Annotated in this window: 16 protein-coding genes; 6 read left to right on the top strand and 10 right to left on the bottom strand. The window is 73.6% G+C overall.

What is annotated here, in order from left to right; all coding sequences use genetic code 11:
- The first annotated feature begins 71 nt into the window (after nucleotides 1-71).
- Nucleotides 72-1,481, top strand: a complete 1,410-nt coding sequence (locus H0S67_RS01280; RefSeq protein ID WP_180935119.1) for a DUF5956 family protein — start codon at nucleotides 72-74, stop codon at nucleotides 1,479-1,481.
- A gap of 67 nt (nucleotides 1,482-1,548) precedes the next feature.
- Here H0S67_RS01280 and H0S67_RS01275 read toward each other — a convergent pair whose 3' ends face one another.
- From H0S67_RS01275 to H0S67_RS01265, 3 genes are all read right to left on the bottom strand, one after another.
- The gene (locus tag H0S67_RS01275) at nucleotides 1,549-2,325 is read right to left on the bottom strand and encodes an ABC transporter ATP-binding protein (RefSeq protein ID WP_180935118.1); all 777 of its coding nucleotides are present in this window, start codon (nucleotides 2,323-2,325) and stop codon (nucleotides 1,549-1,551) included.
- Complete coding sequence (locus tag H0S67_RS01270) at nucleotides 2,322-3,284, bottom strand: FecCD family ABC transporter permease (protein WP_180935117.1); 963 nt, start codon at nucleotides 3,282-3,284, stop codon at nucleotides 2,322-2,324. Before H0S67_RS01270 ends, H0S67_RS01275 begins: the two co-directional genes overlap by 4 nt.
- A 123-nt stretch (nucleotides 3,285-3,407) precedes the next feature.
- Nucleotides 3,408-4,142, bottom strand: coding sequence for an ABC transporter substrate-binding protein (locus H0S67_RS01265; protein ID WP_180935116.1), 735 nt, complete (start codon nucleotides 4,140-4,142; stop codon nucleotides 3,408-3,410).
- A 517-nt stretch (nucleotides 4,143-4,659) separates the two neighbouring features.
- Here H0S67_RS01265 and cobU point away from each other — a divergent pair.
- Entirely contained in the window at nucleotides 4,660-5,184 is a 525-nt protein-coding gene (cobU, locus tag H0S67_RS01260; protein ID WP_180935115.1) for a bifunctional adenosylcobinamide kinase/adenosylcobinamide-phosphate guanylyltransferase, read from the top strand.
- 7 nt (nucleotides 5,185-5,191) lie between these two features.
- Here the strand turns inward: cobU and H0S67_RS01255 are convergent, their stop codons facing one another.
- Both H0S67_RS01255 and cobT read right to left on the bottom strand, forming a co-directional pair.
- A complete protein-coding gene (locus tag H0S67_RS01255) occupies nucleotides 5,192-5,929 on the bottom strand; it encodes an adenosylcobinamide-GDP ribazoletransferase (RefSeq protein WP_180935114.1) in 738 nt (245 codons plus the stop codon).
- On the bottom strand, nucleotides 5,926-6,960 hold the full coding sequence (gene cobT / locus H0S67_RS01250; protein WP_180935113.1) for a nicotinate-nucleotide--dimethylbenzimidazole phosphoribosyltransferase: 1,035 nt from the start codon (nucleotides 6,958-6,960) through the stop codon (nucleotides 5,926-5,928). Before cobT ends, H0S67_RS01255 begins: the two co-directional genes overlap by 4 nt.
- Before the next feature lie 115 nt (nucleotides 6,961-7,075).
- Between cobT and H0S67_RS01245 the strand changes: the two genes are divergently transcribed.
- The gene (locus tag H0S67_RS01245) at nucleotides 7,076-7,426 is read left to right on the top strand and encodes a VOC family protein (protein WP_180935112.1); all 351 of its coding nucleotides are present in this window, start codon (nucleotides 7,076-7,078) and stop codon (nucleotides 7,424-7,426) included.
- A 22-nt stretch (nucleotides 7,427-7,448) separates the two neighbouring features.
- Here H0S67_RS01245 and H0S67_RS01240 read toward each other — a convergent pair whose 3' ends face one another.
- The 3 genes from H0S67_RS01240 to H0S67_RS01230 form a co-directional block, all read right to left on the bottom strand.
- Nucleotides 7,449-8,141: a DUF899 domain-containing protein gene (locus H0S67_RS01240; RefSeq protein ID WP_180935111.1), complete on the bottom strand. Its 693-nt coding sequence runs from the start codon at nucleotides 8,139-8,141 to the stop codon at nucleotides 7,449-7,451.
- A 151-nt stretch (nucleotides 8,142-8,292) separates the two neighbouring features.
- A complete protein-coding gene (locus H0S67_RS01235) occupies nucleotides 8,293-8,754 on the bottom strand; it encodes a hypothetical protein (RefSeq protein WP_180935110.1) in 462 nt (153 codons plus the stop codon).
- Nucleotides 8,751-9,221 (bottom strand): hypothetical protein, encoded by a 471-nt coding sequence (locus H0S67_RS01230; RefSeq protein ID WP_180935109.1) that lies wholly within the window; start codon nucleotides 9,219-9,221, stop codon nucleotides 8,751-8,753. The genes H0S67_RS01235 and H0S67_RS01230 overlap by 4 nt, the downstream gene beginning before the upstream one ends.
- A gap of 175 nt (nucleotides 9,222-9,396) precedes the next feature.
- Between H0S67_RS01230 and arr the strand changes: the two genes are divergently transcribed.
- Both arr and H0S67_RS01220 read left to right on the top strand, forming a co-directional pair.
- The gene (gene arr, locus H0S67_RS01225) at nucleotides 9,397-9,828 is read left to right on the top strand and encodes an NAD(+)--rifampin ADP-ribosyltransferase (RefSeq protein WP_180935108.1); all 432 of its coding nucleotides are present in this window, start codon (nucleotides 9,397-9,399) and stop codon (nucleotides 9,826-9,828) included.
- A gap of 129 nt (nucleotides 9,829-9,957) precedes the next feature.
- Nucleotides 9,958-10,221, top strand: a complete 264-nt coding sequence (locus tag H0S67_RS01220; RefSeq protein WP_180935107.1) for a hypothetical protein — start codon at nucleotides 9,958-9,960, stop codon at nucleotides 10,219-10,221.
- A 9-nt stretch (nucleotides 10,222-10,230) separates the two neighbouring features.
- Here H0S67_RS01220 and H0S67_RS01215 read toward each other — a convergent pair whose 3' ends face one another.
- Both H0S67_RS01215 and H0S67_RS01210 read right to left on the bottom strand, forming a co-directional pair.
- On the bottom strand, nucleotides 10,231-10,671 hold the full coding sequence (locus H0S67_RS01215) for a hypothetical protein (RefSeq protein WP_180935106.1): 441 nt from the start codon (nucleotides 10,669-10,671) through the stop codon (nucleotides 10,231-10,233).
- Nucleotides 10,668-11,879 carry a DUF480 domain-containing protein gene (locus tag H0S67_RS01210; protein ID WP_180935105.1) on the bottom strand — a complete coding sequence of 404 codons (1,212 nt, stop codon included), beginning with the start codon at nucleotides 11,877-11,879 and terminating at the stop codon, nucleotides 10,668-10,670. The genes H0S67_RS01215 and H0S67_RS01210 overlap by 4 nt, the downstream gene beginning before the upstream one ends.
- Before the next feature lie 113 nt (nucleotides 11,880-11,992).
- On the opposite strand from H0S67_RS01210, the gene H0S67_RS01205 reads away from it, so the two are divergent.
- Complete coding sequence (locus tag H0S67_RS01205) at nucleotides 11,993-14,719, top strand: winged helix-turn-helix domain-containing protein (RefSeq protein WP_180935104.1); 2,727 nt, start codon at nucleotides 11,993-11,995, stop codon at nucleotides 14,717-14,719.
- The last annotated feature ends 55 nt before the right edge of the window (nucleotides 14,720-14,774 follow it).

The following is a 14,774-nucleotide window of genomic DNA, read 5'->3' as shown; positions in this document are numbered from 1 at the left end:
GTCTGTGTGCAGTCCTCACTACCGTTGATGGTGCATGCCGGAGACCGCGTGGGTCTGGCAAGGTCCTTGTCATGAGCGATGACCCCTGGGGTCTCAACACGACTCCGGCTGTGCCCGCCGAGGCTCTGCCCCCGCTGCCGCCACGGCTGGCCGATCTCGCAGAGCTCGAGGCACGGGGTGAACGCCGGCTGCTCGAGCCAGGGCAAGAGTTCCAGTTCGTCGGGGCCGCGGACCTGCCCGAGGTACAGGCGTTGGCGGCGGACGGCTGGCACCTGGCGTCCAACAACCCGTGGGACTACTGCTTGCCGGCGATCTGGCCGGCACAGCACCGGTCCTGGGTGCTGGATCGGCTGCCGCGGATCGGCTCGGCATCGTGCGTGGGATCCGACGGGGTGGAGCGGCAGTGGCTGGTGCCGGGGGACGCGGAGGACGAGGATGACTGGGAGTCGTTGCAGTCGGAAAAGGCCTGGGCGGCCGAGACGTGTGGCCTGCCCGTGCCGCCATCGGGTCGGTTGTGGTTGCTGCGGTCGCCGTGGCCGACGCTCGGCTTGGCCGTCGTACTCAACCTGATCCGCCGGCTCCACGACGAGCAGCACCCCGATCAGGGCTCTACCGATGAGGGCTGTGCCGAAACGACCCGGGCGGCCATCGAGCTGTTGACCTGGGAGGAGGAGCAGGTGTGGGCGTGGTGGCGCGGGCCGGACGCCGACACCGCTCAGGCATGGCGGCGCGCCGGCCGGGTCGGCGACGACGTGGCAGACCTGGTGCTGGTCTGCCTCGACCCGGCAGACACCACCCGGCTCCTGGCCCCAGCCGTCGACGGCGGCGCCGGGTTGACCGAGGAGCAGGCGGTGGCCTGGGCTCGGACGACGGGCACGAGGGGTTCGGTCGCTGTCGAGGCGACCCTGGCGTGGCGGGCGCAGGGCATGCCCGCGGACCCTCCGGAGGCCCTGTACTGGGACCTGGATTGGCTGACGCCTGCCGAGTACGGCGAGTGGTTGGGCGCTGGCTTCACCTTCGACGACCTCAAGATCTGGCGCCGGCGTCCGCTCGATGACGCGGTGCGCTGGCGCGAGGCCGGGTTCGCCCTCGGAGATGCACGGGAGCTGGTCATGGCCGACCAGGCGGTCACGCCAGCAGAGGCCGACGCGTTCGACGACGCGGGTATCGACCCGCGCGCACGGCTGAAGTGGCTGGCCACCGGCTTCGCGGCGGCCGAGGCGCGCGCCTGGACCGACCTGGACGTGTACCCACACGAGGCGCGGGTCTGGCGCGCGTTCGGCATGACCCTCGATGACGCCCGCGAGCATCTCGCGGCGGGTGGTGACCCGCTGCCCCCGGGCCGGGAACTGGGGTGGATCGGGTTGAGCGATGACCGGCGCGCGCGGCGCTACATGGTGATCGACCCGCCGGGTACCCGGGGAAGCGTCGCCGAGCAAGCAGAGGACCCATTTTTCGGACGGCCCCGACCGCGGCGGTGACGCACCCGCGACGCGCGCGTGACCCATCCTGACGCGCCAGGGAGGCGCTGCTGGTGCGCGCATCGCCTCACCGGGCCGTCCTGTGCGGGACCACGACGGGCCCACCGGCGCGGCGGAGCACCTCGACGCGCGCACCGTAGACCTGCCGTACGCGTTCGGCGGTGAGCACCTGCTCGGCGACGTCGTCGGCCACCACGACCCCGTCGTCGAGCAGCGCCAGGCGGGTGCTGAACTGCGCAGCAAGGGTGAGGTCGTGCATGGCGGCGACCACGGTCAGCTCCTCGCATCGGCGCAGGTCGTCGACGAGCTCGAGGACCGACTGCTGGTGTCCCAGGTCGAGGGCGCTGGTCGGTTCGTCGAGCAGCAGGACCCGCGGCTCCTGGGCGAGCACGCGAGCCAGGATGACGCGCTGGAGCTCGCCGCCGGAGAGCGAGGACACGAGACGATCCTCGAGCCCGCGCAGCTCGAGGCGGGTCAGGGCGCGTCGCACGGCGTCGCGGTCGGTGGCGGTCTCGCCGCGCAGCGGCCGCAGGTGCGGCGCCCGGCCGAGCGCCACCAGCTCCCGCACGGTCACGCCCTCGGGCAGCACCGGCTGCTGGGGCATCAGCGCCACCGCGCGGGCGAGCTCTCGCCGGGGCGCGATCGCAGGGTCGAGGCCGGCCACCGACAGCGTGCCCTCGGCCGGCAGCAGCCCGGCAAGGGCGAGGAGGAACGAGCTCTTCCCGGCGCCGTTCGGTCCGACCAGGGCGAGCCAACCCCCTTGGTCCACGGCGAGGGAGGCGTCGCGCACGACGACCTGCCCGCCGCGCCGGATCGTCACCCCCACACAGCGGATCCCGCTCATGCGCGGCTCCTGCGGCGCCGGAGCACGAACACGAAGAACGGCGCCCCGACGACCGCGGTCACGACGCCGATCGGCAGCTCGGCAGGCGCGAGCACCCACCGGGCCAGCACGTCGGTGAGCACCAGGAAGGCCCCGCCCAGGGCCATCGAGACGGGCAGCAGCGTGCGGTGCGACGCCCCGAACAGCAGCCGCGCCGCGTGCGGCACCACCACGCCCACGAAGCCGATGAGGCCGCTGACGCTGACCACGGCCGCGGTCCCGAGCGTGGCGGCGGCCACGAGCAGCAGGCGCGCCCGGGCCGGGTCGACGCCGAGGCTGGCGGCCTCCACGTCGCCGAGGGCGAGCAGGTCGAGGGTGCGACGGTGCAGCAGGATGACCACGGCCGAGACGACGACGTACGGGAGGATCGCGACGACATCGGTCCAGCCGTCGGTGCTGAGCCGGCCGAGCATCCACGCGTACACCGCCGTGAGCGAGTCGTCGAACCACTGCTGCACCAGCGTCTGGAGGGCGTTGAAGAACGCCGCGACGGCGACGCCGGCCAGCACGATGACGGCGTTGGTGCGGCCGCCGCCGACCGAGCTGCCCAGCCCGTAGGTCGCCAGCACGCCGACGACACCACCGGCGAACGCCAGGAGCGGGACCCCGAACGGGCCGATGCTGCCGCCGGCGACGATCGCCACGGTGGCGCCGAGTCCGGCGCCGCTGGAGACGCCGAGCAGGTAGGGATCGGCCAGGGGGTTGCGGAAGACCCCCTGGTACGTCGCGCCGGAGAGGGAGAGGGTGGCGCCGACGAGGACGCCGAGGACGACCCTGGGCATCCGGATCTGCCAGAGGATCGCGTGCTGCGGCAGGGTCAGCCCGGAGTCGACGTGGACCCCGGGCAGGGCGTCGGCGAGGTCCAGGAGCACGCCGTGCACCGTGAGGTCCGCCGGCCCCACCAGCAGCCCGACCAGCATCGCCGCGGCGACCGCGGCGACGGTCAGGGCGACGGTGTGGCGCCGCCACAGCCCCCGGACCGGGCGGTTCGGGACGCCGCGGCGACCGCGACACCGTCGGTGACTCCGTCGACGGACAACGGGTCAGCGCGCTGCTGCCGGCGCCAGCGACTGGGCCTGGCGTGCGAGAAGGTCGGCGAAGTCGGCGAGACGCGGACCCCAGCGGCTGGAGATGTCGGGATCGACCTCGATCACGTGGCCGCCCCGGACCGCTGACATGTCGGCCCAGCCGGGTCGGTCCCCGACGTTGCGGACCGAGACGTCGCCGTACCCGGTGTCGGTGAGCACGACCAGGTCGGGGTCGGCCGAGACGACGTACTCCGGGGAGAGGCGCGGGTAGTCGTCCCCGGAGGCGGAGGCGTCGGCGATGCTGGTGAAGCCGAACCGTCGGTAGAGCTGGCCGATGAACGTCTTGCCGGTCACGGTGTAGAGCGACGGGTCGAGCTCGTGGAAGTAGGTCAGGCCCCGGGCACCTGCGCGAGCCGCCTTCGCGGCGGCGTCGTCGACGGACTGCTTCACGTGCGCGGCGAGCGCGGCGCCTTCGGCGACGTGGCCGGTGGCCGCACCGAGCCGCTCCATCTGGGACCAGGCCTCGGGGAGAGTCTTGGGCGCCGGCAGCAGCAGCACCGGGACGCCGGCCTTGCGCAGGTCACTGACCAGGCCGTCGGTGTCGTCGGCGGCCACGACCAGGTCCGGCGAGTAGCCGAGGATCGCCTCGACGTTGGGCTGGAAGCCCGACAGCTTGGTGGTCGGCACGCCCCGGGGGTAGTCCGACTGGTCGTCGACCGCGGTGACCTGGTCGCCGGCCCGACCGCCCACAGCGTCTCGGTCGCGCTCGGGGACAGCGACACGATCCGCTGCGGCTCCTGCTCGATGGTCAGGTCGGTCGTGGCGCCGAGCTGGCCCGAGGCGACGGTCACCGGGAACCCGGAGGCGTCGCCGGGGTGCGCGCCACCGGGTCGGTCGGTCGCGCCGTCGGCCGTCGCGTCGCTGCCGCAGGCAGCGGTGAGCAGGACCGCGAGCGCGCAGGCGGCCGCGGCGGTCGCCCGCGCCAGGCGGGTCTTGGGCATCGGTGTGGTCACAGTCATCCTCCGGCTCCGGAGGACGAAGTCGTGGGTGCTGGGCCACCGGACGGCGGCGCGCACGCACGGCCCTTCGTCCGAGGGACTCGTTCGTGGCCATGGACCAGGGCCTGGCTCGTCCGGACCGGGACCGGACTCACAGTTGCGGGACAGCGCCGGTTTCACACCGGACTTCACTGGCACTCCATGACACCCCCGCGGAGCGGAGGCGGCAGCAGCATAGCCGCCGTCCGCCGACCCACTAGCGTGGTCTCATGCGCCTCCTGGTCACCGGCGGAGTCCGGTCGGGCAAGTCGGTCCATGCCGAACGGCTCCTGGCCGACGAGCCGGTGGTGCGGTACGTCGCCGCGGGTCCGGCGTACGACGACGCCGACTGGCTCGACCGCATCGAGCGGCACCGGGCCCGGCGCCCCGGGCACTGGGAGACCGTCGAGACGAGCGACCTCGCCGCGGCACTGTCAGGCGCGCCCGGCGCGGTCCTCGTCGACTGCCTGGGCACCTGGCTCACGTCGGTCCTCGACGAGGCGTCGCTGTGGGAGGCCGGCGTGGACGAGATGACCCGTCACGTGGTCGACCGCCTCGACCCCCTGCTCGGTGCCGTCACCGCGGCGGCGGCCTCGGTCGTGCTCGTCACCAACGAAGTCGGGCTCGGCGTCGTGCCCGAGCACCGCTCGGGTCGGGTGTTCCGCGACCTGCTGGGCACCGTCAACCAACAGGTGGGCGCCGTGGTCGACCGGGTCCACCTGGTCGTGGCCGGGCGGGTGCTGGAGCTGGCCTGAGCCGGATCTACCGGGCTCCGGCGAGGCCCAGCAGGAGCACGGCCAGCGCCAGCTCGATCGCGGCCCCGAACACGTCGCCGGTGACGCCGCCGAAACGACGCGTGGCCCGACGCACCAGCGCGACGACGACCAGCGCGGCGGCCACGACGGTGATCGGTCCCCGCCACGGGTCCACCAGCGCCGCGAGACCGGCGACGACGACCCACCCCAGCACCGCGGCGACCACGGGCACCCGGGAGGTGAAGGCAGCGCCGAGACCGTCGGGCCTGGCCGCCGGCACGCCACGGGCGCAGGTGATCCACAGCGCCGCGCGCGACGCGCACACCAGCGCGCCGGCCAGCAGCGCGCCATGGGCGACGTACGCCGCGAGGGCGGTGGCCTGGGTCCCCAGCACGAGCACCAGGGCGACCACGCCGGCCGGCCCGGCCGTGCCGCTCTTCATCACCGCCAGCGAGCGCTCCCGGTCATAGCTGGCGGTGAGGCCGTCGGCGACGTCCGACAGCCCGTCCAGGTGGAGCGCGCGGCTGCCGGCGGCGAGCAGCCCGACCGCCGTGAACGCGACCGGCGGAGCCGGCAGGTCGAGCGACGCACCCGCCCAGCACACCAGGGCCACGAGTGCGCCGAGCGGGAGGGCGGCGACGGGACCGAGCAGCATCGCGCCGGTGGCCACCGCCGGGGTGACCCGGGCGCCGCCGACCGGGATCGCCGTGAGGGTCCCGACGGCCACCCGCAGCGCAGCGGTCACGGCATCAGGTCGCGCAGCATCGCGACGTCGCGCAGCAGGGCCACCGCGGAGCGCATCAGCGGCACGGCCGCCACCGCGCCGGAGCCCTCGCCGAGCCGCAGCCCGAGATCCAGCAGGGGCTCGAGGCCGAGCTTCTCCAGGGCCAGGGACTGGGCCGGCTCGGTCGAGCGGTGCCCGGCCACGAACCAGGCGGCCGCCCCGGGCGCCATCCGGTCGGCGGTCAGGGCACAGGCCACCGAGAGCAGGCCGTCGAGCAGGACCGGGACCCCGTTCGCGGCGGCCTCGGCGAGATAGCCGGTCGTCGCCGCGAGGTCGGCGCTGCCCAGCGCGGTGAGGCAGTCGACAGGGTCCTCGGTACGTCTCCCGGCGCGGTCGAGCGCCTCCTGCACGATCTGCTGCTTGTGCGCGAGCGTCTCCTCGTCGACGCCGGTGCCGCGACCGGTGACCTCGCTGGCCGGCAGGCCCAGGGCCGCGGCGACGAGCGCGGCGCCCGGCGAGGTGTTGCCGATCCCCATGTCACCGCTGAGCAGGAGCTGGGCACCAGCCGCGATCTCCTCGCGGGCGACGGCGCGGCCGGCCTCGATCGCCCGCCGGGCCTCCTCCGGCGTGAGCGCGTCCTCGAGGTGGATGGCTCCGGAGGAGCGGCGTACCTTCCAGGCGCGGACCTCGGCCGGGAGGTCGGACAGGTCGTCGTCCACGCCGAGATCCAGCACGCGCACGTGCACGTCGTGCGCCGCCGCGAGCGCCGAGACGCCCGCCTTGCCGGCCGCGAAGGTGCGCACCATCGCCGGAGTGATCGCGGCCGGGTACGCCGAGACGCCGTGCCCGGCGACGCCGTGGTCGCCGGCGAAGATCACCAGGCGCACGTTGTCCAGCGGCTGCGGCGGCACGGTCCCCTGCGTCGACGCCACCCAGACGCCGAGCTCCCCCAGCCGCCCCAGGGCCCCGGCAGGTACGGCGAGTCCGGCGAGCCGCTCGGCGGCCTCGCGGGCGATCGTCTGGTCAGGAGGGGCCACGGAGAGGTCGGTCATGGCGTGAGCATGGCAGTCGCGCCAGGCCCCGCCGGTGGCCCCCCGCATCGTGAACAGTCGACCCCCAAGCTCCTCGCTCGCGACCTCACCCGGCCTCGCGGCGTACCGTCGGCGCGTGATCAACGGAAGCCATGTCGTGCTGTTCAGTCGTGACCCGGAAGCGGACCGGACCTTCTTCGCCGACGTCCTGGGACAACCGAACGTGGACGCCGGCGGCGGGTGGCTGATCTTCAAGCTGCCCCCGGCGGAGGTGGCGATGCACCCCTCGGAGGGTCCCGCCGGGCACGAGCTCTTCTTCATGTGCGACGACGTGGAGGCCACGATGCAGGAGCTGCGCGCCAGGGGCGTGGAGTTCACCGAGGACCTCACCGAGGAGCGCTGGGGACGGCTCACCCGGTTCCGGTTGCCCGGCGGTGGCGACATCGGCCTCTACGAGCCTCGCCACCCGCGCGCCACCGACCTCTGAGCGGTGACCACCGGCGTGCCCGTCAGGCGTCCTGCCCGTAGGCGTCGTGGTAGTTCCACCACTGGTAGGGCGGGGTCTGGGGGTAGCCCTCGGGTGAGTCCTCCCCCACTTCCTGACGACCGAGCGCGGTGATGTCGAGGTAGGTCCAGGTGCTCCCCATCGCCTCGTCGCCCCGGTTGTTGAGGAAGTAGGTCCGGAACACCCGGTCGCCCTCACGGATGAACGCGTTGGTGCCGTGCCAGTCGTCCACCCCGAAGTCGGCGTCGAAGTCATCGGTGAGCGTGTACCACGGGATCAGCTCCCAGCCGTTGCGCGCCTTCAGGTGCTCGATGTCCGCCTGCGGGGCCCGCGACACGAACGCCAGACTGGTGTCGCGGGCGTTCAGGTGGGCCGGGTGGGCCACCTGGTCGGCCACCAACGAGCAGCCGACGCAGGCCCGGTCCGGGTAGGAGCCACCCTCGGCGAAGGTGGTGATGTCCGGCGCGAAGAAGGCGCGGTAGACGATCAGCTGGCGTCGTCCCTCGAACAGGTCCACGAGGCTCGCCGGCCCGTGCGGCCCGTCGAAGCGGTACTGCTTCTCCACGACCGTCCACGGCATCCGCCGGCGTTCGGCGGCCAGGGCGTCGCGCGCCCGGGTGAGCTCCTTCTCCTTGACCAGCATGCGCTCCCAGGCCTCTTGCCACTCCGCCGTGGAGACGATCGGAGGTGTCTTCATGAGCTGTCTCCTCCTTCAGTCACGAGGCCGACGCTCGGGCTGAGGTCGGGCTCGAGGCCGGACGACGCACACGACGAGCCTACCTTCGACGCTCCCGGCCATCCCCGTCGAACGACGCGACCGCCGGTGGCACGGACACGTCTGGAGCGGCCTACCCGCGGAGCACCAGCCGCTGCCGGGTGGTCGCTGTCAGGCAGACGGCGAGACCGAGGACGCCCACGTCGCGCAGGACCAGGTCCGACAGGCCGTTCGACATCGTCAGCGAGGCCACGATCTGGAGCAGCAGGAGCACCGCAACCGCGGCGACCGCCCGCACCGCGATTCCTGCCACCAGGGCGACGGCCAGCACGAGCAGCAACCAGCCGTGTGCCAGGACGAGCAGCACGAGCAGCGTCTGCCCAGACACCACCGGGACGTAGCCGGTCCACACGGACGGCTGGACCAGCTCGTGATAGCCGAACCACGCCAGCACCAGCCCGAGGAGGACGCGTCCCACCGTCGGTGCCCACTCCGCAGCCAGCTGCCCGGCCCACTCACCCGGGCCCGGTTGCGACGCGGGCCGCTGCGGCCGGGTGGTGGCGCGTGCGGAGGGTGCACCCTGGTGCGGCGTCACTGCAGGATCCTCCCCTGGGCGTCGGTGACGACCACACCGTCGTCTCCGAGGTTGTAGTCAGAGCTGCCCGCCTCGTCTCCCATCGAGGCCTCGACGACGTACACCCGAGCACCCCCGGGGTAGGCATGTGCGGCCCCCGGCTGGCCGCTCACCCCGGCACTGACCGAGATGCCCGAGCCCGTTCGGTGGACCGAGATCGACAACCCGGTCATCGCACTCTTCGCTGCGGCGCTCGGGGTGCCGGGCCAGACCAGGTAGGAGTACGAGGCGAAGCCCTGTGAGGACAGCAACGGGCCGGGCCCCGACGTGCTGCCCGCCTGGCCGCCGGCCGATGGCGACGGCGAGGGTGCCGAGGTCGCGCTGCTGGCGCCGGCACCGCCGAGCGCCCCGGGAGGGAGACCCGACTGACGGGTGGACCAGCCATGCACGGCCAGCAGGCCTCCCGCGACCGCGGCAGCGAGGAGCACCGTGGCACCTCTCGGGCCCACTGATCCACCAAGTGCTCGCATGGCCTCACACCCTCGGACGAGCCTGCCGCGCGACGTCGCCTCCGAGGCTAGCCAGCAAGTCTGGACGCTTCCTGAACGTAGGCGATGAATCCGCCCAGAGGGTCCATGCCGCCGCGACAACTAGGGTCGCCGCATGAGCGCGAGCGAGCCGGTGCCCTTCGAGGTCTACGAGGCAGGCATGTACCTGCACGGCACGAAGGCGGACCTCGCCGTGGGCGAGCTGCTGGTGCCCGGCCGCGAGTCGAACTTCGAGGCGGGGCGGGTGATGAACTACGTCTACTTCACCGCGACCCTCGACGCCGCGGTCTGGGGGGCCGAGCTCGCTGCGGGTGAGGGCCGCGGGCGCATCTACCTCGTGGAGCCGACGGGCGACTTCGAGGACGACCCGAATGTCACCGACAAGAGGTTCCCCGGCAATCCGACGCAGTCCTTCCGCAGCCGCGAGCCACTGCTTGTCGTGGGCGAGCTCGTCGACTGGGTCGGTCACTCGCCGGAGAAGCAGCGGGCCATGCGGGACGGACTCGCCGCGCTGCAACGGCACGGCAAGGCGCAGATCGAGGACTGACCGGCGTCGGTGGCGGGCTGCGACCTGGACGCCGCGGCTCCCCACAACGGGCTATGGCGTCCCGATGGTGCCCGGTGCAAGCGTGGCAAGGGTGGCGCGAGAAGAGCGCCCGGCTCTGAGGAGGGCCCCATGCCTACGTTGCTCGGTCACCACGACGTGAAGGACAAGGATCACTGGCTGGCGTCGCCGAAGCGCGAGGAGTTCTTCGGGCCGCACGGTGTCACCAACATCCGCACGTTCGTCGACCCCCAAAATCCGACCCATGTCGCGGTGCTCATGGACGTCGCCGACATGGACGCCTTCCAGGCGGCCATGGAGTCCGACGAGGCGGCCGCGGCGATGGAGTACGACGGCGTGCTGCCCGAGACCCTGGTGATCCTCGTCGAGGCCTAGTCCGACGGTTCACCCGGGCGCGTAACGACCGCGGAGCCTCGGGAGCTGCCAGGGCTTCGGCCCGTCCGTCGGTGAGTCGGTGCGCTCCTGGACGAGCCGGAGGACCTCGGCGAGCGCGGGATCGCGCCAGCGCTCGTCCTCGCTGAGGTCGAGCACGTCGGGCAGCGGGCCGCCGCGCCGGTGTCGCCGTGCCGCGGGCCGCGGGCGCCCCTCGAGGTGCTCGATCGCGCCCAGCACGAGGTGCGCATCCGCCAGGGGCGCTCCGGGCCACATGACCTCCATCGCCTCGGGCTCGGCACGGAGCTGGGCGAACCGCGGGGCGAGGTCGGCCACCACGGCCGGCGGCAGGGCGAGCGCCGACGCCCACAGGTCGTCCTCGCCGTACCACCACAGGACCCGCGCCAGGGACAGCGGCGAGGTGATCACGTGCTCGACCGCGGGCGGACTCACGCCGGCAGGCGACCGATGACGTACAGGCGCTGGGTCGTCTCGCCCCGGGCGGTCACCGGCCCGCGCAGGTACCACTCCACGTCGACGAGGCCGGCGGCCTCCACGACCCCGACCACGGCGGCCGGCTCGTGCAGCACGAAGTCGAGGTCGACCTCCTGGTCGAACCACTCGTCGAGGTGGCGGACCTCCGAGCCGGCGTGCAGCCCGAGGACCAGCCATCCCCCGGGCGCGAGCGGGCGGGCCAGGGCCGCGATCGCCTCGGGCAGCTCGGAGGCGGCCAGGTGGTTGAGGGAGTACCACCCCAGCACGGCCGCCCACCCCGCGCTCGCGACCGGACGGCTGAGCCGCCGCAGGTCGCCGACCTCGAAGCTCCGGCCCGGGAAGCGGCGACGCGCCTCGTCGACCATCGCGGGCGAGAGGTCGATCCCCGTCGCCTCCGCGCCGCCGTCGGCGAGGTACGCCGTGACGTGGCCCGGCCCGGATCCGACCTCCACCACCGGTCCCCCGTCCGCGTGGGCCACCACCCGGTCCAGCAGCCAGGTCTCGAACGCGAGCCCGCCCAGCTCGTCGACCAGGTGCTCGGCATAGGCGCCGGCCACGGCGTCGTACGACGACCGCACCCGCGCGTCCCGCGCCTCCGCACCACCCGCGATCACCGAGTCCCGGTCGACGGCAGCAGCCGCCGCGGGCGTGGCCTCCTGCGGGACCGGTCCGAGGAGGTGGACCCATCGCCGGTCGTGCTGCCCCGGTCGCCGCTCGAGCTCCCGCACCAGGGGTTGGGGCCGGCCGGCCATCCGGCGCAGGCACCCCTCGACCTCGCCCCGGTCGGCGAAGGTGTGCAGCCGTTCCGTGCGGGTGCGCAGCTCGCCGGGCGTCTGCGCGCCCCGGAGCAGCAGCACGGTCAGGACTGCCCGCTCGTCCGGCTCGAGCCCGAGGTGCTCGTCGAGGGTCTGGTGGTACTTCAGCGTCCGCCGCCCCGTGTCCGACCACACGATCCGCAGCAGCCCCCGCTCCTTCAGCGCCCGCGCGGTCTGCACCACGGTCTGCTCGTCGTAGTCGACGACGGGCTCCCGGCTGCTGCTCTGGTTGCAGGCGGACCGCAGCGCGTTGGCGCTGAGGGGGTACGACGCCGGCACCGTGGACTGCTTCTCCAGCAGGCTGCCGAGGATGCGCTGCTCTTCGGGTTCCAGGACAGGGAGCTCCGTCACCCTGCCGACTGTAGATGCCGGGCGCCGCCGCGAACGCCGTTGTGAGGGTCGACCTCCGGCTCGTGCTCTAACGTCGTGACCATCGGGTGCGGAGGCGAGGGAGGGGAGCGACCATGCCGAGCCCCCTGGTCCGGACCAAGCTCTACATCCCCCAGGTGCGACGGGGCCTCGTGCCGCGCTCCCGGCTGGGCAACCGGCTGGGCGACCGGCTGGGCGGGAAAGCGCAGCCACGCCTGACGCTCGTCTCCGCACCGCCGGGGTTCGGCAAGACGACGCTGCTGGCCGCGTGGGTCGACGCCCGGGTGGCCGCGGGGCGCCCGGTGGCCTGGGTCTCGCTCGAGGAGACCGAGCAGCGGCCCGACTCGTTCTGGAGCTACGTGGTGACCGCCCTGGACACCGCCGTTCCCGGCGTCGGGGAGGGTGCGCTGCCGCTCCTCCAGGGTGCGAACCCACCGGTCCGGACCGTCCTCGTCACGCTCCTCAACGAGCTCAGCGCCCTGCCGGAGGGCCTCGACCTGGTCCTCGACGACTACCACCTCGCCGACGGGCCGGCGATCGCGGACGACGTGGCGTACCTCCTCGAGCACCTCCCCCGAGACGTGCACCTGGTGATCAGCACCCGCGCCGATCCCGCCCTGCCGCTGGCCCGGCTGCGAGCGCGCGGCGAGCTGGTCGAGATCCGCGCCGCCGACCTCCGCTTCACGCTCGACGAGGTGGCGGCGTACCTCAACGAGGTCGTCGGGCTCGAGCTCGAGGACGCCGACATCGCTGCCCTGGAGGGCCGTACGGAGGGCTGGATCGCCGCCCTGCAGCTGGCGGCGCTGTCACTCCAGGGCCGGGCGGATGCTGCCGGCTTCATCGCCGGCTTCGCCGGTGACGACCGCTACGTCGTCGACTACCTCGTCGAGGAGGTTCTGAGCCGCCAGCCCGACCCCGTCCGCGCCTTCCTGCTCCAGACCTCGATCCTGGACCGGCTCAGCGGCTCGCTCTGCGACGCCGTCACCGGTGGCGGCGACGGCAGGGCGGTGCTCGAGATGCTGGAGCGCTCCAACCTCTTCGTCGTCCCCCTCGACGACAGCCGCCACTGGTACCGCTACCACCACCTCTTCGCCGACGTCCTGCGCGCGCACCTGCACGAGGAGCGACCCGACGAGCTGCCCGACCTGCACCGGCGAGCCGCCCACTGGTACGCCGCGGCGGGCGAACCCGTGCCCGCGGTCCGGCACGCGCTCGCGGCCGGCGACGTCGAGCACGCGGCCGACCTGGTGGAGCGCAGCGCCATCGGCCTCCTGCGGGACCGTCAGGAGGCCACGGTCCGGGGCTGGATCGACGACATCCCGTACGACGTGGTCCGTCGCCGGCCCGTCCTCGCGGTGGGCTTCATCGGGGCCCTGATGTCGAGCGGCCAGTTCGAGGGGGTCGACGAGCGGCTGGAGGACGTCGAGCGGCTGCTGGCCGCGCCACCGGATGACATGGTCGTGCTCGAGGAGGCCGAGCTCCCGCGCCTGGCCGGGGCGATCGAGACCTATCGCGCGGCGCTGGCGCTGGTCCGCGGCGACCCGTCGGCCACCGTCGTCCACGCCGATCTCGCGGTCGCCCGGGCCGCGCCGGGAGACGACCTCACCATCGCGGCCGCGTCCGCCCTGGCGGGGCTGGCCTCGTGGGGAGGCGGAGACCTGGAGGCGGCGCACCGCGGCTACTCGGCCGCCGTCGAGGGCCTGCGCCGTGCCGGGAACTTCTCCGACGTGCTGGGCTGCTCGATCACGTTGGCCGACCTCCGCACGACCCAGGGGCGACTCGGGGACGCCCTGCGCACCTACGAGGACGCGCTCGCGCTCGCCGCCGCCCACCAGGGCTCGACCGTGATGCGGGGCACGGCGGACATGGTCGTCGGGCTGAGCCAGGTCGCCCTCGAGCGCAACGACCTGGAGGCGGCGGCCGCGCACCTGACGCGGGCGGACGAGCTGGGCGAGCACAACGGGCTGCCTCAGCATCCCTACCGGTGGCGGGTCGCCCGTGCCCGCCTGCGTGAGGCGCAGGGGGACCTGGCCGGTGCCGTCGCCCTGCTCGAGGAGGCCGATCGGGTCTACGTCGGCGACTTCTCGCCGAACGTGCGGCCGGTCCCGGCGCAGCGGGCGCGCGTGCTCGTGGCGCAGGGCCGGCTGGCGGAGGCGCTCGAGTGGGCGCGTGAGCGCGGCCTCGCCGCGGACGACGAGCTCTCCTACGTCCGCGAGTACGAGCACGTCACGCTGGCCAGGATCCTGATCCACCAGCGCTCGGACCCGGGCGCCCTGCGTACGGCGCACCGGCTCCTCGAGCGCCTCCGGGTCGCCGCCGAGGAGGGCGGGCGGACCGGCACCCTCATCGAGATCCTGACCCTCCAGGCACTCGTCCACCTCGCCGAGCACGGTCCGCGTGACCTCCCGGGGGCGCTCGTCCCGCTGGAGCGCGCCCTCAGGCTGGCCGAGCCGGAGGGCTATGTGCGCGTCTTCGTCGGCGAGGGCGCACCGCTCGCCACCCTGCTCGCGGCGTGTGCCGAGCGGGACCCGTCCTGGACCTACCCGCGTCGCCTGCTCGCCGCCCTCGGGCGCGGAAGCGAGCCGTCCGGGCCGGTGGCCCAGGCCCTCGTCGACCCGCTCAGCGAGCGGGAGCTCGACGTTCTCAGGCTGCTCGCCACCGACCTCCCCGGGCCCGCCATTGCCCAGGAGCTCGTCGTCTCGCTGAACACGCTGCGGACGCACACCCGGAGCATCTACGCCAAGCTCGGCGTCAACAGCCGCCGGTCGGCGGTCTCCCGGGCCGGCGAGCTCAACCTGCTCCAGCGCACCACCCGCCGCTGACTCCTGACGAAGATCACCACGTCGCTCACCACATGATGCGATGTGGGCTCACCAC

Source organism: Nocardioides ungokensis, from assembly GCF_013466985.1.
Lineage (GTDB): Bacteria > Actinomycetota > Actinomycetes > Propionibacteriales > Nocardioidaceae > Nocardioides > Nocardioides ungokensis.
This window is presented reverse-complemented; position numbering and strand designations above follow the sequence as displayed.